The 18,161-nt window shown below is 38.2% G+C and carries 17 protein-coding genes; 14 read left to right on the top strand and 3 right to left on the bottom strand.

Translation table 11 applies throughout. The features are described from left to right. Positions 1-109: 109 nt before the first annotated feature. Positions 110-259 carry a hypothetical protein gene (locus AC4GZ8_RS14130; protein WP_491082533.1) on the bottom strand — a complete coding sequence of 50 codons (150 nt, stop codon included), beginning with the start codon at positions 257-259 and terminating at the stop codon, positions 110-112. 215 nt (positions 260-474) lie between these two features. Here AC4GZ8_RS14130 and desB point away from each other — a divergent pair, with 215 nt between their 5' ends. Beyond that, positions 475-1,578, top strand: a complete 1,104-nt coding sequence (gene desB / locus AC4GZ8_RS14125) for a Delta(10) desaturase DesB (protein ID WP_491082532.1) — start codon at positions 475-477, stop codon at positions 1,576-1,578. Between the two features lie 114 nt (positions 1,579-1,692). Here the strand turns inward: desB and AC4GZ8_RS14120 are convergent, their stop codons facing one another. Next, positions 1,693-3,231 (bottom strand): FAD-dependent oxidoreductase, encoded by a 1,539-nt coding sequence (locus AC4GZ8_RS14120; protein ID WP_491082531.1) that lies wholly within the window; start codon positions 3,229-3,231, stop codon positions 1,693-1,695. 216 nt (positions 3,232-3,447) lie between these two features. On the opposite strand from AC4GZ8_RS14120, the gene AC4GZ8_RS14115 reads away from it, so the two are divergent. The 6 genes from AC4GZ8_RS14115 to AC4GZ8_RS14090 all read left to right on the top strand — a co-directional run bounded on the left by AC4GZ8_RS14115 (position 3,448) and on the right by AC4GZ8_RS14090 (position 7,877). Further along, positions 3,448-3,798, top strand: coding sequence for a lmo0954 family membrane protein (locus AC4GZ8_RS14115; protein ID WP_491082530.1), 351 nt, complete (start codon positions 3,448-3,450; stop codon positions 3,796-3,798). Between the two features lie 30 nt (positions 3,799-3,828). Continuing rightward, positions 3,829-4,476, top strand: coding sequence for a PspA/IM30 family protein (locus AC4GZ8_RS14110; RefSeq protein WP_491082529.1), 648 nt, complete (start codon positions 3,829-3,831; stop codon positions 4,474-4,476). Positions 4,477-4,609: 133 nt separating this feature from the next. Next, the gene (gene liaF, locus AC4GZ8_RS14105; protein WP_491082528.1) at positions 4,610-5,344 is read left to right on the top strand and encodes a cell wall-active antibiotics response protein LiaF; all 735 of its coding nucleotides are present in this window, start codon (positions 4,610-4,612) and stop codon (positions 5,342-5,344) included. Continuing rightward, positions 5,341-6,384: a sensor histidine kinase gene (locus tag AC4GZ8_RS14100; protein ID WP_491082527.1), complete on the top strand. Its 1,044-nt coding sequence runs from the start codon at positions 5,341-5,343 to the stop codon at positions 6,382-6,384. The genes liaF and AC4GZ8_RS14100 overlap by 4 nt, the downstream gene beginning before the upstream one ends. Then, on the top strand, positions 6,377-7,009 hold the full coding sequence (locus AC4GZ8_RS14095; protein WP_491082526.1) for a response regulator transcription factor: 633 nt from the start codon (positions 6,377-6,379) through the stop codon (positions 7,007-7,009). Before AC4GZ8_RS14100 ends, AC4GZ8_RS14095 begins: the two co-directional genes overlap by 8 nt. A 25-nt stretch (positions 7,010-7,034) precedes the next feature. Next, positions 7,035-7,877: an STAS domain-containing protein gene (locus tag AC4GZ8_RS14090; protein WP_491082525.1), complete on the top strand. Its 843-nt coding sequence runs from the start codon at positions 7,035-7,037 to the stop codon at positions 7,875-7,877. Between the two features lie 156 nt (positions 7,878-8,033). Here the strand turns inward: AC4GZ8_RS14090 and AC4GZ8_RS14085 are convergent, their stop codons facing one another. Next, positions 8,034-9,581 carry an ABC-F family ATP-binding cassette domain-containing protein gene (locus AC4GZ8_RS14085; protein ID WP_491082524.1) on the bottom strand — a complete coding sequence of 516 codons (1,548 nt, stop codon included), beginning with the start codon at positions 9,579-9,581 and terminating at the stop codon, positions 8,034-8,036. Between the two features lie 201 nt (positions 9,582-9,782). Here AC4GZ8_RS14085 and AC4GZ8_RS14080 point away from each other — a divergent pair, with 201 nt between their 5' ends. The 7 genes from AC4GZ8_RS14080 (at position 9,783) to qoxD (ending at position 17,820) form a co-directional block, all read left to right on the top strand. Continuing rightward, positions 9,783-11,960 carry a DNA topoisomerase III gene (locus AC4GZ8_RS14080; protein ID WP_491082523.1) on the top strand — a complete coding sequence of 726 codons (2,178 nt, stop codon included), beginning with the start codon at positions 9,783-9,785 and terminating at the stop codon, positions 11,958-11,960. Positions 11,961-12,022: 62 nt separating this feature from the next. Beyond that, complete coding sequence (locus AC4GZ8_RS14075) at positions 12,023-12,463, top strand: SRPBCC family protein (protein WP_491082704.1); 441 nt, start codon at positions 12,023-12,025, stop codon at positions 12,461-12,463. A 257-nt stretch (positions 12,464-12,720) separates the two neighbouring features. Beyond that, positions 12,721-13,695, top strand: coding sequence for a nuclease-related domain-containing protein (locus tag AC4GZ8_RS14070; RefSeq protein ID WP_491082522.1), 975 nt, complete (start codon positions 12,721-12,723; stop codon positions 13,693-13,695). 312 nt (positions 13,696-14,007) lie between these two features. After that, positions 14,008-14,922, top strand: a complete 915-nt coding sequence (gene qoxA / locus AC4GZ8_RS14065) for a cytochrome aa3 quinol oxidase subunit II (RefSeq protein ID WP_491082521.1) — start codon at positions 14,008-14,010, stop codon at positions 14,920-14,922. A gap of 68 nt (positions 14,923-14,990) precedes the next feature. Beyond that, the gene (gene qoxB, locus AC4GZ8_RS14060; protein WP_491082520.1) at positions 14,991-16,934 is read left to right on the top strand and encodes a cytochrome aa3 quinol oxidase subunit I; all 1,944 of its coding nucleotides are present in this window, start codon (positions 14,991-14,993) and stop codon (positions 16,932-16,934) included. 2 nt (positions 16,935-16,936) lie between these two features. Next, positions 16,937-17,533, top strand: coding sequence for a cytochrome aa3 quinol oxidase subunit III (gene qoxC / locus AC4GZ8_RS14055; protein ID WP_491082519.1), 597 nt, complete (start codon positions 16,937-16,939; stop codon positions 17,531-17,533). A gap of 2 nt (positions 17,534-17,535) precedes the next feature. Next, the gene (gene qoxD / locus AC4GZ8_RS14050) at positions 17,536-17,820 is read left to right on the top strand and encodes a cytochrome aa3 quinol oxidase subunit IV (RefSeq protein ID WP_491082518.1); all 285 of its coding nucleotides are present in this window, start codon (positions 17,536-17,538) and stop codon (positions 17,818-17,820) included. Positions 17,821-18,161: the final 341 nt, after the last annotated feature.

Genomic DNA, 18,161 nt, shown 5'->3' with positions numbered 1-18,161 from the left:
ATAAATGGTATGAAGGACGAAAATAGCTAAATCATAGAGTGAACTGTTCTCTTTAAAAACATTATGAAGGACAAAACTTATAAATCAATGAACTTCAGGAATGAAAATATTAATACTCGATTTCTTCATAATCCTTTGGTTGTGGTAGAGGTTGATCTGGAAGGGTAATGTTATATTCTGAAAGGGCTTCAGACTTTCTTTGATAAACTTTTCCTTTGTAGGATTGTGGTTGGTTCTTTTCATTATGTTCTCTTTTCATGCTGAGTCATCTCCTTATCATGATGTTGTTTTTAGCTTATCCATTATGAAGGGGAACATGAAGGTTATGAGTATTTTTTTATTGTTAAAAATTCACACATAATGTGTGGAAACATTTTGTGTGAGGGGAAAAATTTCTCAAATTCTTACATCTGATTAGGGTACTTTGGTACATACTAGAAACGAATTCGTTTGATCGATGGAGGGAATAAAAAAATGAAAGAGCTTCACACTTTTGCATGGTATGCAGCACGAATAGCTCCTAAATTACCAAAAAAAGCATTCAAGCCTGTTCCGGGACGCCTTTGGGGAGGGTTAGCTTACTTATTGATTGTTGTTGCCGGGTTTTTAACGATTGGACTATTTCAGCTAAACCTATTTGTTCAATTAGCAATTGCTTTTGTTTTAGGCACAAGCTTTGCAGCGATGGGTTTTCTTGGCCATGAAATTCTACATGGTACAGTAGTGCGAAAGCCGTGGCTTCGTGATTTCTTAGGTGCAATTGCCTTCTGGCCACTAAGTACTGGACCAAGGCTGTGGAGAAAATGGCATAATCTCACACACCATGTCCATACACAACATGAGGAGCATGATCCGGATTCATGGCCGACGCTAGAAAGGCTTTCTAGAACTAAATTTTTACGATGGGTTTATCGATTGCCACACGGTGTCCGAGCATTTGCTAGCTTTAGCTCATTAACGATCATGTTTTCATTGCACTCAGCTAAAATGTTCTTTGCCTACTTAAAGGAATTTAATCCAAAACATCGCCGCTTAGTGTGGATACAGATGGTATTGCCTTGGGTATTTTGGATCTCCCTTCTATTTATTATGGGACCCTATAAATGGTTATTTGCTTTTTTCCTCCCGTTGTTAATTGCAAATGCGATTGTCATGGGTTATATCTCGACCAATCATCGTTTAAATCCGATCACAGATGTGAATGATCCTCTGGAAAATAGCTTAACCGTAACTGTTCCAAAGTGGGTAGATATTTTACACTTTAATTTTTCATACCATACAGAACATCACCTTTTTCCGGGTATGAGCTCAAAGTATTATCCACTTGTAAAAGAGCATATAAAAAGTATGTGGCCGGAACGCTATCATGAAATGCCGCTAAGTAAAGCGTTAGTTGCACTCTGGAAAACACCGCGAGTTTATTTCGAGGGAAATAAATTAATTGATCCTAAACGAGGACATGTATATGACACGCTAGGACATGGATTAGATATCTCGAATATTACTTATCGAAAAATCAGTACAGAGAATACGCTAGTTCGAATTATAAAACGTTCAAATGTAAAGTTTGAAAAATGAATGCAGAATAGGGACATTTCCAGGCGAGAATGGATATGTCCCTATTTTTGATTGGTTATCATTTCTGTTTTTATATGCAAGCAAACAAAAAAGCCAGAATCTCTGGCTTATTTTTTACATATCCACTCTCTTCAAAGGCTTTTTGGCAGGACCTTCTAATACGTCACCTGTTACCGAATATCTCGATCCATGGCAAGGGCAATCCCAAGAACGGTCACCACTATTCCATTCTACTTCACAGCCCATATGCGTACAGGTTGTGTCAACAAGGTTAATATTTCCGTCCTTATCTTTATAGCAGCCGGCTCTTTTGCCATTCACAACTACGACTGAGCCTTCATCATTGCCAACATCTTCAATGCGCTTATCAGCAATATCGATTTTCCCTTCAATTAGATGGCCGGCCACATCGAGGTTTTGCATAAGGAATTTTTTAATGCTTGGATCCGCATAAAAGCGTGATGGGCTATAAAGCTCTTGGTATGGATTGTCTTGTTCTAATACAAGGTCTGCAAGCAGTTTGGCAGCAGCTGTTGAGTTAGACATACCCCATTTTCGGTATCCTGTTGCAACAAGAATGTTTGGCTTATTTGAAGTAATTGCTCCAACATAAGGTACTTTATCTAGTGTATACAAATCTTGTGCAGACCATCTATATTTGATTTCTTCGATACCTAACACGTTTTCTGCAAATTGCTCAAGGGCTTTGTAGTGCTTGTAAGTCGATGTCCCTTGACCAGTTTTATGGCCGTCCCCACTAACTAATATTAATTTTTCCCCGTTCATTGGCGTATATCTCAAAGAACGAGTTGGAGAATCAGCACTATAATACATACCGCCCGGGAAATCTTGTTTTGCAAGAATACCTAATACATAGGAACGTTCTGCATGTAAACGCGAAAAGTAAAATCCTTTTCCGTCAAAGAAAGGAAAGTGAGAGCAGGAAATCGCGTATTTACAGGTAACTCGCCGTCCTTCACGTGTAATGACCATCGGCTTTGGTGTTGTTTCATCTATGTTGATAGCAGTCGTTTGCTCATAGATCTCTCCGCCGGACTTTACGATTTCATCAACGAGCACTTTTAGGTATTTTAGAGGGTGGAACTGCCCTTGTGACTTCATGACGACAGCACCTTTCACATCAATTGAGAAAGGGATGCTCTCAACATATTCACTATGTATACCAAGTTTTTGGTAAGCCTCGTACTCTTTTATTACTTTTCGGGCATATTGATCACTAACTGCATAAATATAGGCATCTTCTTCCGTTAGATCACATTCAATTTGATGTTCCTTCACGATTTGTCGAACAAATTCAAGTGCATCAGTATTCGCCTGGTAATATTGCTTCGCTTTTTCTTCTCCCATATGCTGAATAAACTCATCATAAATCAAACCATGCTGGGCTGTGATTTTAGCGGTCGTATGTCCCGTCGTACCATTTAGAATTTGATCAGCTTCCAAAATAGCGACTTTCATCCCTTGTTTTGAAAGCAGGTATGCGGTCGTTATTCCTGTTATCCCTCCTCCGACGATTGCAACATCCACTTCTGTATCAATCGTTAAAGGAGAAAAAGTATGAACCTGGGTAGACTCTCTCCAAAATGGCTCTGGTTCATAAGGCATCTTTCCTTGTGGAAATTCTTCTGTCATCGAATGACCTCCTCTGATTCACATTACTGCATTCTTATTCATTTTTTCCCATTTAAGGTAAAAACATGTATACAGTTGGTCCAAATCATTAGAGCCTGATGCTCCCTACATCTCAAGCCTTAGATGAAAATAAAGCTGCGGCTCGTTTTGAGGAATTGGAAATGTAGATAAGATAAAGACATAGAAACTGTTAGAAAAAGAAAAGGAGGAAAAAAGATGAAGAAGTTTGGTTATGTATTACTTGGTGGAGTGGCAGTTATGGTGTTGCTATCAAATCTTGCACCAATGATTGCTTTAGGTATAAGCCTCCTCATCATGTATTATGCGTACAAAGGCTTTTTAAAGACTAATTCAACGTTTACAAAGGTCATTTGTGCAATCGTTGGAGTCATTGCATTGTTTGCCTCAGCTTCCAACCTGCCAGCCATTTTAGGGTTTGTTGCAATCTACGTATTATATGTAGTTTATAAAAACTGGAACAAATCATCTAAAAAGATAGAAGAAAAAAATGACGATCCATTCACTAATTTTGAAAAAGAATGGAATGAACTAAAAGGTCATTTATAAAAAAACAAAACCGATAAGGAGAGATTTACTATGGCAAATATTTTTACAAGATTAAAGGAAACCATTGCAGCAGATTTACATGAGGCATTAGATCAAAAAGAACAAAAAAATCCAATTGCAGTCTTAAATCATTATTTAAGACAATGTGAAAATGAAACAGAAAAAGTACGTAAGCTTGTTGAAAGACAATATCTATTAAAAGATGAATTCAATCGTGAATTCAATGAGGCGGTTCATTTAGCAGAAAAGCGTAAACATCAGGCTGAGATTGCTCTTAAAGCAGGGGAAACAGAGCTTTATGAATTTGCGTTAAAAGAACAAACTCATTATGAAGAAAGAGTTGCACGTTTAGAAGAGTCGCGTCAGCAAACAACACGTCAACTTGAAGAGCTTGAACAAAAGTATGAAGAAATGAAGCATAAAGTAAAGGATATGCACATAAAAAGAATGGAATTGATGGGCAGAGAAAACATTGCACGAGCGAATCATCGTATGAATAAAATTGTTGATCAAGGAAGCTTTTCAACAAAAGCCTTTACACGCTTTGAAGAAATGGAAAGCTATCTTGACCGCCTAGAGCAAAAGGTTAACCAAGATTATCACCGCAGCACAATCGACGCCAGAATTGCTCAATTAGAAAAACAATTAAAAACTGAAGAAACAAATGCAATATCATAAGACAACATGGTATTCTAAAAAGGCGTAGGGTCTCTACCCCTTATTTATACTATCGAAAGGTATTGATAGTATAAGAAAAACTTCGAGTTCTCTCCAATGATTACTCTTCATTAAAAAGGAAGGAGGATACCACATGCTAAAAAATATAAATTCAGATTATTTAAATTGGATCATTTTAATAGGAAGTCTCCTCCTTCTATTCGAAGTGTTATTTTTTAACGGTGGATTAATTGTCACCTTTCTCCTCTCGATCGGAAGCATATATTTAGGTCGTAAATGGCGACCTCGTTTTCTGGGAAAAGTATTGTATTGGGGCGGATGGATCTGGCTTGTTGTTACTGTCCTCAATATGATTACGTTGCGCTATTTTTTATTTGTTTTGATTATTTACCTTATTGTCCAGTTCTATCAACAACAAAAAAATCCTAAGCAGATAAAACCGGTTATTACCGAGCCAAAAGAAATAGATAGCAACGGTCATTTTATTCATCGAAAAAAAATATTTGAAAATAAGATTTTTTCTAGCCAAAAATCACCTGAATATGCATATGAATGGAATGATATTAATATTCAAGTCGGTGTAGGAAATACAGTAATAGATTTAAGTGATACGGTTTTACCAAAGGGAGAAGCAGTGATTTGCATTCGAAGCTTAGTTGGCAATGTTCAAATTTTGATTCCTTATGAAATGGAGGTCCATATCCATCATTCAGTGATGGTGGGAGCTATCACCATTTTCCAGGAAGAGGAACAGAAAGTAGTCAATGAAACGGTTCTGTATGAAACAGCTCAATATAAAGAAGCTGATCAAAAGATCAAGCTCTTCACTTCAGCTATTTCAGGAAAGCTTGAGGTGAAAAGAGCATGAGTATACTTCAGCGGCAAATTATCAGCAGCGCTATTTTTACGCTTATTCTATTTGTTCTTTTTTCTCTGCTGTTTTTTATGGCATTTCCTTTACATGAATGGGGAGAATTATGGAGTCGTAAAGTGATGGACTTACCATTCATTTATATTGTACCAAGTATTAGTATTTTAGCGGGTGTATGCTTCGGGTTTGTTTCTGGATTTGCTTGGAAAAAAAATCTTCGTTCCATTGATCTTGACATTCAAGAGATTGCAAAAGGGCGGCCAATACCTTCCGAACAACATCCATTACCAGATATTCAAGAAATAAAAACGAAGTTAACAAAAATCCAAAAACAAATGCTGGAGCAAACAAAACTATCGCAAAAGCTAGCAAATGAAAAGGCAGAGGATCAGGAAAAGAGAGTTCAGGAAATGGTTTCCCAGGAAAGAAACCGATTAGCTAGAGAGCTGCATGATTCAGTGAGTCAACAGTTATTTGCTGCATCAATGATGATGTCAGCTGTGACAGAATCGAAACCTCTAACAGATGATTGGGAGACAAAACAGTTAAAACTAATTGAAGCAACAATTCATCAATCACAGCTCGAAATGAGAGCATTATTACTTCATTTACGTCCTGCTGCTTTAAAGGGAAAATCACTTCAAGAAGGAATTCAAGAGCTCCTAGTAGAACTTATGCAAAAGGTAACAATGAACATAAAATGGAAGGTAGAACCGATTCCGTTAGACAAAGGGGTCGAGGACCATCTATTTCGAATCTTACAAGAATCTGTTTCTAATACACTCCGCCATGCGAAAGCGACAACATTAGATGTTCTCCTTATAAAAAGAGATGAATTTGTCATTATGCGTGTGACAGATGATGGAATAGGGTTTGAACATGAAGAAAAAACAGGATCCTATGGATTGCAAAATATGTATGAACGGGCGTTAGAGATTGGCGGCACGATGAAAATCGTTAGTTTGAAAAACAAAGGGACACGATTAGAGGTGAAAGTCCCAATTCTTGCAGAAGAGTGTGGTGAAGAAAATGATTAAAGTAGTATTTGTCGACGATCATGAAATGGTCCGAATCGGGGTTTCGTCATATCTATCCGCACAGCCCGATATTGAAGTGATCGGAGAAGCAGATAATGGACGTAAAGGTGTGGAATTATGTCTAGAGCTTCGTCCAGATGTGATTTTAATGGACTTAGTCATGAAGGAAATGGATGGAATTGAAGCAACAAAGGAAATTATGAGCGCATGGCCAGAGGCAAAAATTATTATCGTCACAAGCTTTCTTGATGATGAAAAGGTCTATCCAGCTCTTGAAGCAGGTGCAACAAGCTATCTGCTAAAAACGTCAAAAGCAAGCGAAATTGCCAACGCAGTTCGAGCGACCTTTCATGGTCAATCTATTTTAGAGCCTGAGGTTACGGGAAAAATGATGATGAAAATGCGCCAAAAGGACGCGGTTCATCCTCATGACCAGTTGACTTCAAGAGAAATGGAAATCCTAATGCTTATGGCCGAAGGAAAAACAAATCAGGAAATTGCCGACGAATTATTTATTGCCCTAAAGACAGCAAAAACACATGTTAGCAATATATTAAGTAAGTTAGATGTACAGGATCGAACACAAGCAGTTATTTACGCATTTAAGCATTCACTTGTTAAGTAAAACAAATTGGGGGAGAGGCAACCAAATGCATAGAAATAGAAAGCTATATGAATACCTTGTGAAAAACTCCTGGCAAATGACAGAGGATTGGTTCAGTATGGTGGAGGACGATGATCCTAACTCCGTTTATTCAACGAAAGACCCTCATGTTATTCAAACATTAAAAGAGCAAAATCAAGATTATTTTCTTCATCTACATAGACTTTTTAATGAAGAAGAAGGAAAGTTTTTCAGTGAATTTACGAAGTGGTCAGAGGAATTAGCAAGAGACCAAAAACATTTGGACACACCTGTGCATTATGTTGTAAGAGAATTTTCAAGAACACAAGAAGTTTATTTAACATACATAAAAAACTTCTACAAACAAAATATCGAGACAGTTGATATTGACCAACTATTCCTTTGGTGTGAAAAGGTAAGAAAGATCTTCAATTTATCCATTTATATTTATATTGATGAAGCCCATAAAAACACGATGAAACAGATTGCGGCACAAAAGCAAGTGATTAACGAACTGAGTGCACCCGTTATTTTTCTTCAAAATAAAACAGCTCTGCTTCCGTTAATTGGAGATATTGACACGGCAAGAGCTAAGCTAGTGTTAGAAAATACCTTAAAGCAATGCGCAAATCTAGAGGTCGAATACTTATGTATAGATTTATCGGGTGTCATCATTATCGACACAATGGTTGCGCATGAACTATTTGGTCTAATCAGAGCACTAAAATTACTAGGGATTTCTACGATTTTATCGGGAATTCGACCTGAAATTGCCCAAACTGCGATCCAGCTCGGCATTGATTTTGGTGAGATTAAAACAACTGCTTCGTTAGCAAATGCTTTAGAACAATTGAATGCATATACGTAAAAAACGCAGATCATTTCGATACTGCGTTTTTATTTTTTGTTTAGCATAAACTATAAAATGCCGGTACTGTGGATAAGTGCACGAAAGGTAAGGATTAGTTTAGTGTCTAGCTCCAGGCGCCATCGGCTCGCCTTATGCTTGTCGCCTGGAGCTTTTCTAATTATTAGCCCATTCTTCGATATCCCAAATTTTTGTTACCCAATCTTCATAAAAATCAGGTTCATGGCATACGAGCACAACGGTACCTTTATAGGCTTTAATCGCACGCTTTAACTCTTCCTTAGCCACAACATCAAGGTGGTTTGTCGGCTCATCAAATAGCAGCCAGTTGCTTTCATTCATTTGCAATTTACATAAGCGGACTTTTGCCTGCTCCCCACCGCTCAGTTGTGTTAAAGGACGTGAAATATGCTCGTTTTTCAATCCGGCACGTGCAAGCAATGCTCGAACCTGATGCTGATCTAAATGCGGAAATGCGTTCCACACATCATCAATCGGTGTGATCGAATCTGCTTTTACCTCTTGTTCAAAATAAGACGGGAACAAGAAATCACCACGGTTAACAGTTCCGCCCAGAGGTTCAATTTTCCCTAGGATTGTTTTTAATAGTGTTGATTTACCAATCCCATTACAACCGACAATAGCGATCTTTTCACCACGCTCGATCGTCATAGTTAATTTAGGTAATAGTGGCTTGTCATACCCGATTTCAAGATCCTTTGCTTCGAATACGAAACGACTGCTGCCTCTTGATTCCTTAAATTCAAAGGTTGGCTTAATCGCTGATTCAGGGCGATCAATTCGTTCAATTCGATCAAGCTGCTTTTGACGGCTTTTTGCTCGACCGGTTGTTGAATAACGCGCTTTATTTTTTGCGATAAATTCTTCCTGCTTTTTAATGAATTCTCTTTGTTTCTCATAGGCTTGTAAGTGTTGATTTTTATTTATCTCCGCAAGCTCTAAGAACTTTTCATATGTCGCTGTATAGCGAGTAAGCTTTGAAAATTCTAAATGGAAGATCACGTTGGAAACACCATTCATAAACTCTGTATCATGTGAGATTAAGAGAAATGCATGTGGATAGTCTCTTAAATATCCACTTAACCAACGAATATGTTCAACGTCCAGATAGTTAGTAGGCTCATCTAGTAAAAGCACATCAGGCTGCTCAAGTAAAAGCTTCGCAAGTAACACCTTTGTACGCTGCCCGCCGCTTAGTGCAGAAACGTCACGATCAAGTCCAATTGCATCCAGCCCTAATCCGCGAGCAGTTTCTTCAACTTTCATATCTAATTGATAGAAGCCGCCCGCATCAAGGAGATCTTGGATTTCTGCCATTTTTTCTAGTAATTCCTCAAGCTCCTCAGGGGTAGCTGTCGCCATTTTATCTGTTACTTCATTTAATTGTTTTTCCTGTTCAAATAATGGTAGAAACGCATCATTTAAAATATCACGAATCGTTTTTCCTTTTGTTAAAACAGTATGCTGATCAAGGTAGCCATAGCGAACTCCTGGAGTCCATTCAACACGACCTGTGTCATGTATAAGCTGCCCTGTAATAATATTCATCATCGTAGATTTCCCTACGCCATTTGCCCCAACAAGACCAACACGCTCACCAGCTAATAAGCGAAGTGATACGTCTTTAAATAATGTACGATCACCAAAGCTATGACTAAGATTATCGATTGTTAATAGACTCATATTCTTTTAACCCTCCAAGAGTAAAACAGTTTCTTGCATCATTCTACTACTGATTGAATGAATATGCTACTGGTAAAAGTGGGACAAGGAAACTGTCCTTTGGAACAGGGGGACAGGTCCCTTGTCCCAACAAACATATTAGATTTACGAAACAATAACAACTATAATAGAAAAAGAATGTGGTTACGAAAGGATGTTATTATGAGTAAAACAGTCGTTCTAGCTGAAAAACCCTCTGTTGGAAGAGACCTGGCTAGAGTGTTACATTGTCATAAAAAAGGAAATGGCTTTCTCGAAGGAGATCAATATATTGTCACGTGGGCGCTTGGGCACCTTGTGACATTAGCAGATCCAGAAAGCTATGGAGATCAATATAAATCTTGGCGTTTAGAAGATTTACCAATGCTGCCCTCGCCTCTTAAACTGGTTGTCATTAAAAAGACAGGCAAGCAATTTCAAGCTGTCAAATCACAGCTTTTGCGCAAGGATGTTCGTGACATCGTCATTGCAACAGATGCCGGGCGTGAAGGTGAGCTGGTGGCGCGTTGGATTTTAGAAAAGGCCCGCGTAAATAAGCCGATTAAAAGACTTTGGATTTCATCTGTCACAGATAAAGCGATTAAAGAAGGCTTCCGAAAGCTAAAAAGCGGAAAAGAATATGAAAATCTGTACGCATCTGCTGTTGCAAGAGCAGAAGCAGACTGGATCGTTGGCTTAAATGCAACACGTGCGCTCACAACGAAATTCAATGCGCAGCTATCTTCGGGTCGTGTTCAGACGCCAACATTAGCAATGATTGCTCAACGAGAGGAAGAAATCCGCAATTTTAAGCCTAAAAAATACTATGGAATAAAAGCCGTATCAGAGCAAGGACTGTCATTTACATGGCAGGATCCTAAAACAAAAGATACAAAAACATTCGATATGGAAAATATTTACAAAAACCTTAATCAGCTAAAGGGGAAAGGCGCAAAGATCGTAAATGTGAAAGTTACACCTAAAAAGACATACTCACCTGCACTTTACGATTTAACTGAGCTGCAACGTGATGCGAATAAGCGTTTTGGCTACTCTGCAAAAGAAACACTTTCCATCATGCAGAAGCTTTATGAACAGCATAAGGTGTTAACGTACCCGCGAACAGATTCACGCTATATCACGAGCGATATCGTTCCAACTTTAAAGGATCGCCTTGAAGCATGCCGAATCAAGCCATACGCATCAGCGATTGCGAAAATTTTAAGCAAGCCTATTAAAGCGAATAAATCATTTGTAGATGACCAAAAGGTATCAGATCACCACGCGATTATCCCGACAGAAGAATCGGTTCCATTAAGTGCGCTAACAGATAAAGAACGTAAAATCTATGACCTTGTTGTCAAACGTTTTGTTGCGGTTCTTTCACCTGCGTATCAATATGAACAAACTGTTGTGACAGCGATAATTGGGGAAGAATCATTTTTTGCTAAAGGGAAACGCGTGATTTCACTTGGCTGGAAAGAAGTGTACAGTGATCATGATGACGAGGACAGTGAAGATGATCAAACACTTCCTGCTCTAACGGAGGGAGACGCTTTAGCGATTAGGTCGATCTCCAAAACATCTGGTGAAACAAAGCCTCCAGCTCGATTTAATGAGGCAACACTACTATCTGCTATGGAAAACCCAACAAAGTATATGGCAGGGGAAAGCAAGGACTTAATTAAAACAATCGGTGAGACAGGCGGACTCGGAACCGTTGCAACAAGAGCCGATATTATTGAAAAACTGTATAGTAGTTTCCTTATTGAGAAAAAAGGCAAAGAAATCCATATAACGTCAAAAGGCAAACAACTTCTGAACTTAGTCCCAGATGAATTAAAGTCACCTGTTCTCACAGCAGAATGGGAGCAAAAGCTTACGAAAATTTCAAAAGGGGCTCTAGCAAAAACAGCCTTTTTAAATGAAATGAAGCAGTATGCTAAAGAAGTTGTAAATGAAATTAAAAATAGTGAACAAAAATTCAAGCACGACAATATAACAGGAAGTAAATGTCCTGAGTGTGGCAAGCTGATGCTGGAGGTAAACGGGAAAAAAGGCAAAATGCATGTTTGTCAGGACCGTGAATGCGGCTATAAAAAAGGGATTTCAAAAGTCACCAATGCCCGCTGTCCAAACTGTCATAAAAAGCTCGAGCTCAGAGGCCAAGGAGAAGGTCAAATCTTTGTCTGCAAGTGCGGACATCGAGAAAAAATGTCAACCTTCCAAGAAAGACGAAAAAAGAACCAAAATAGCAAAGTATCAAAACGAGAAGTCGCAAACTACATGAAAAAACAAGAAGATAACTTTTCAAACAACGCATTAGCTGATGCATTAGCAAAGCTGAATTTGAAAGAATAAACATCTTATGTGTGAAACATTAAAGATAAGGAAGATCAAACGTGCCAATTATTAAAACAGATATGTTTATTTATGCACCGCGCGACATTTGCTTTGACGTTGCGCGTGATATCGATATTCATACCGAGTCCACAAGCCAAACCAATGAACGTGCCATCGGAGGTGTCACAAGCGGTCTCATCGGCTTAAACGAAACTGTCACCTGGGAAGCTGTCCACTTTGGGGTTAAGCAAAACCTAACTGTCCGGATCACAGAATTCGACTTCCCTAATCGATTCGTTGATGAAATGGAAAAAGGAGCCTTCAAACGCTTCTACCACGTCCATGAATTTATCGAAAAACAAACCGGAACCCTTATGGTCGACACCTTTGATTACACCTCCCCCTTCGGCATCATTGGAAGGCTTGCCGACCGACTGTTTTTAGAGCAGTATATGAAAGAATTTTTGATTAAGAGAAATCGGTATATAAAGAAGATTGCTGAAGAGAGAGTGGGCCGCTGAATGCGGCCCTTTTTGAATATGGGGTAGTATCAAAAACTTGGTTGATTAGCGAATTTTGACGAATTTTGTCAGTTGATCGATTAATTGGTAAAGTTGATAGATTTTCGTAAGAAGTTGATAGATTATTCCTTAAAGTTGAAAGATTTTTAGTAAAAGTTGATAGATAATCTAGCTCGCTTCAAAATTTTAAATAAAATTAGAGGAAATACTCGAGTTTTATCGAAAAATATAGGGATCAAATAAGAGGAGATGAGCCAATGATTGTGAAAAAGAGGGAAATTCCTCGTAGAATTTTGCAGTTACAAGCATTATTAGGTAGATTACCGGCAGGTCATCCTAAGTTTAATGAGTTTAAGGAACAATTATCTAAGAGATTAGCAGGGTATAAAGGAGAGAAAGCTATTGATTATCAACTATCGGGCGTTTTAGAGAAGGAAATATTCATTTTTAATGATTTGCGTTTAAAGGATTCAGAAAAGTACTTTCAAATTGATTCTCTAATATTGGCGAGATCTTATATTATCTTACTAGAAATAAAAAATATAAAAGGAACGATTTACTTTGACTCAAAATTTCATCAATTAATTCGTAGCCTAGATGGTATAGAGTCGGCCTTTCAAGATCCAATTACTCAATCCCTAAGACATAAAGAACAGATGAAGAATTGGTTAAAAAAATACTCTTTTTCCGATATACCGGTTATCCCCCTTGTTGTAATAAGTAATTCTAATACCCTTATCCGAACAGCCTCAAATGATTTAAATCACCTTAGTGACATGATTGTCAATGCCCTCTTCCTTCCTACAAAGTTACAAAAAATTCATCAATTGTATAAGCGACCTGTACTAACTGAAAAGGAAATGAAAAAATTATTAAGACAAATTAAAAAGGGACATATAGAAGAGGAATTTTCAATTCTAGAATCATTTTCTTTAAATAAAGGTGACATACAAAAAGGAGTGAAATGTCCAAAATGCAAGTCATTACCAATGACTAGAGTATATGCATCCTGGCTTTGTCCTAAATGTGAACATAAAGCAAAAGCCCTTCATCTAAATGCTTTAGAGGATTATCTTCTATTATTTGGGCAGGAAATAACAAATCAGAAATTAAGAGATTTTCTATGTATAGATTCTAACGCCTTAGCTACACGAATATTAAAGTCCGTTGGTTCTTCTACGAAAGGATCTACAAAAGATAGGGTTTATTTTCTATCCCTAAATCAGAAGTAACAATCTCCAATGAATAAGTTCTCCTCCCATGTAAGCAATATCTTTTCCAAAAAAGTGAACGTTTTATGATAAAAATATTACAAAATCGTGATCAAGCGTTGAACGTTGCATGACACTTCCGTAAAAAAGTAACTTTTAGGTTCGTCCTCTGCTATGATGTGGGTAATAGATATTGTGGAACCATACGTATGAATTTTTACGTATGTGCATTTCTTCACAATAGCAATTCACAACTTTTAAACTACATGTTAGTCAATCTAACTATAGTATAGATCCTAGTGAGTCTATGCGCGTAAAGAAAGGAGTACTTTTATGAAATTAAAATGGTCTTTGTTTGCAATTATTTTAACAATTGCTACCGTTTTATCTGGATGTGAGCCATTATTGGTTTTAGATCCAAAGGGGCCACAGGCTGAAAGGCTAGCAAGTGACATCCTATTATCAATGGGTATTATGCTATTTATTGTTCTTGCTGTATTTGGACTTTTAATTTACATGCTAGTAAAATACCGTGCTTCTAAGCAGCCGGATGATTATGAGCCGCCTCATATTCATGGAAATGTATGGGTTGAAGCAATTTGTGTAGGGATTCCAATTTTAATTGTTGCTTATCTTTCTTTTGTGTCTGTTCAAAGTAACTATATTGTTGAGGCAAAACCAGAAGGTTACGAGGATAAAGAGCCTTTAGTTGTTTATGCGTCATCTTCTAACTGGAAATGGCATTTTAGCTATCCAGAAGAAAATATTGAGACAGTTAATTACTTATATATACCGACAGATCGTCCGCTTGAATTTAAGCTATACTCACACGGACCAATTACAAGCTTCTGGATTCCACAGCTTGGTGGGCAAAAGTATGCGATGAATGATCATATTACAACCCTTCATCTTGCTGCAGATGCACCAGGTGAATATTTGGGACGTAACTCTAACTTTAGTGGGGAAGGCTTTGCTGAAAACACATTTAATGTAACGGCAATGTCTCAGAAGGATTTTGATGAGTGGGTTGATGAAGTAAAAGAAACAGCTGACCCGATTACAGAGGAAGAATTCTCGAAATTATTAGAGCCAGGACACCTTGGACAGTTAACATACACTGGGACTCATTTAGACTTCTCACCACCAAATGAACATCATCATGGTGGGGAAGAAGAAGCTTCTGACTCAGAAGAAGAGACAGAGGAATCACATGAGGATCATTCAGATCATGAACACATGAATCACTAAGAAGAAAAACTGGACCGTTCACGTTTTTTCTTACCAAATAATTAATTTCCGAAAGGAGTCACAATCGTATGGATTTCTTTGATCGTTTTGCCGTGCCTCATCCAAGTTTTGCGATCTATGCATCGATGGTTGCGATTGGTTTAACTGTAATTGCAATCCTTGCAGGCTTAACTTATTTCAAAAAATGGGGTTACTTGTGGCGTGAGTGGTTAACAACGGTTGACCATAAACGTATCGGTATTATGTATTTAATTTCTGCTTTAGTTATGTTATTCCGCGGTGGGGTCGACGCAATTATGTTGCGTGCACAGCTTGCCGTTCCTGATAATACTTTACTAGATTCACAGCATTATAATGAGATTTTTACAACTCACGGGGTTGTAATGATTCTCTTTATGGCAATGCCATTTATCATGTTCTTCATGAACTTGGTTGTTCCGCTGCAAATTGGAGCGCGTGATGTTGCATTTCCACGTCTTAATGCACTAAGCTTCTGGTTGTTCTTTATGGGAGCTATGTTATTTAACATTTCATTCGTTGTCGGTGGATCACCTGACGCAGGTTGGACTTCGTATTTCCCGCTGGCAAGTGAGGAATTCAGTAAGTCTGTTGGTACGAATTATTATATGATTGCGATACAGATCGCCGGGATCGGTACCTTGCTTACGGGTATTAACTTTATAACGACAATCATGAAAATGAGAGCACCTGGTATGACTTTAATGAAAATGCCTATGTTCACATGGTCAGCTCTTATTGCGAACTTAATCATCGTTTTTGCTTTCCCTGTATTAACAGTAGCATTAGCGATGGGAACAATGGACCGTCTATTTGGAACACATTTCTTTACGCTGGATAATGGCGGTATGGATATGCTTTGGGCGAACCTGTTCTGGGTTTGGGGACATCCTGAAGTATACATCTTAATTTTACCGGCATTCGGTCTTTACAGTGAGATCATTTCAACATTCTCCGGCCGTAACCTATACGGTTACAAGTCAATGGTTTGGTCAATGGTCATTATCTCACTTCTATCATTCTTAGTATGGGCTCATCACTTCTTTACAATGGGTCAAGGTGCGTTTACAAACAGTATCTTCTCAGTTACAACAATGGCGATTGCCGTACCAACTGGGGTTAAGATCTTTAACTGGTTATTTACGTTACGTAAAGGTAAAATTCGTTTTACAACACCAATGTTGTATTCAATTTTATTTATTCCGTTATTTACATTAGGCGGGGTAACAGGGGTTATGCTTGCGATGTCTGCGGCTGACTACCAATACCATAATACAATGTTCTTAGTTGCTCACTTCCACAATGTTATTATTCCTGGTGTAGTGTATGCTATGCTTGCAGGTTTAACCTATTATTGGCCAAAAATGTTCGGCTTTATGTTGAACGAAAGAATTGGGAAATGGACAGCTTGGTTGCTTTCTATCGGTTTCGTCCTAGCATTTATTCCAATGTATATTACTGGTTTAGACGGTCAAGTACGTCGTAGCTTCACATATTCAGAAGCAACTGGATTTGGACCATTAAACATGGTTTCATTTATCGGTGCCGGAATTATGATGATCGGTTTTGCGTTAATTGTATATAACATCTATTACAGCATTCGTTATGCGCCAAGAAATATCGGTGCAGATCCATGGGATGCACGTACGCTTGAGTGGGCTACACACACTCCAGTTCCTGAGTATAACTTTGCTATTGTACCGGAAGTAAAATCTAGTGAAGCATTCTGGGATGCGAAGAAACATGGTCATGAATTATTCAAAGGTGACATTGAAAAAATTCATATGCCTAACAACAGTGGCATGCCTTTCATTATGAGTTGTTTCTTCTTTGTATGGGGCTTCTCGCTGATCTTTAGCTTATGGATTCCGGCAATTATTACAACGATTGGAATTTTCGTATTTATGACTCTTCGTTCTTTCGAAAAAGATCATGGTCGATATATTCCTGTCAAAGAAATTGAAGAAACAGAATCAGAATTGCGAGGTGCTTAAACTTGAAAATTGATAACTCGCTTCCACTTGAATATAGTACAGAAGAAAATCGATTAAAGATTTTTGGGTTTTGGATTTTCTTAGGGGCGGAAATCATGCTTTTCGCAACACTTTTCGCAACCTATTTTACGTTATATAATCGTACAGGATCAGGCCCAGACGGAGCAGAAATTTTCGTTATCACTCCTGTTATCCTTGAAACATTCTTACTTTTAACAAGTAGTTTTACGATCGGTCTTGGTATCCACGCCATGCGTCTTGGCAGAGAAAAGGCCATGATTAATTTCTTTATTGTGACACTCATTCTTGGGTTAGGATTCTTAGGTATTGAGATCTATGAATTTATCCATTATGCTCATGAAGGAGCAGGCATTGGAGCAAGTGCCTTTACGTCAATCTTATTAACGACGTTAGGAACGCACGGTGCCCACGTAACTCTCGGGTTTTTCTGGGGATTATTTATTGTGATGCAAGTGAAAAAGCGTGGATTAACGCCAGAAACAGCGAATAAGTCGTTTATCTTTTCACTATATTGGCACTTCCTAGATGTAGTTTGGATCTTTATCTTCAGCTTCATCTATCTGAAAGGAATGATGTAAACATGAGCGAATTATTTCCGCTTAAACAAGTTATGGGATTTGTTTTTTCATTAGTCCTGACAGTCGTTGCACTTGGTGTTTACTTCTTTGATATGTCGTTTCAAGTAGGGATGACTGTACTTCTTGTGACAGCATTCTTACAAGCTGGTCTTCAGCTGGTTGTCTTTATGCACGCAGGAGAAACTGAGGACAAAGCGGCAATTTACACAAACATCTATTACGGTGTCATCATTGCATTAGTGACTATTTTTGGTACATTACTAGCAATGGTATGGGATATGGGCTAAAAGAAGGCTAAATTTACTAACTTTGTTGTTAAAGAAAAGTATTGTGCATAGTTGATTGCAGCTCCAGGATGCTCGCTTTCCGTGGGGCGTACGGTGAGCTTCCTCGGCGCAAGCGCCTGTGGGATCTCACCTGTCACGCTGCTCCCACTGGAGTCTCGCACCTTCCGCTTCAATCAACCTAATATTTTTTTATCTAAAGAAACTGGCTAAATAGCAACAATCTATTAGAAATGAGTTAGGATTAAAAAAGGGTATGACTCCATGACAGAGTCATACCCTTTTTGGTGCGCCTGGCATGGGTGCAATCTATAGGGTGAGAGTCCCGAACTGTGAAGGCAGAA

It is taken from the genome of Metabacillus sp. RB-C-LZQ-3-1, assembly GCF_058315175.1.
Note: the sequence above shows the minus strand (reverse complement) of the source record. Positions and strands in the feature narration are given on the sequence as shown.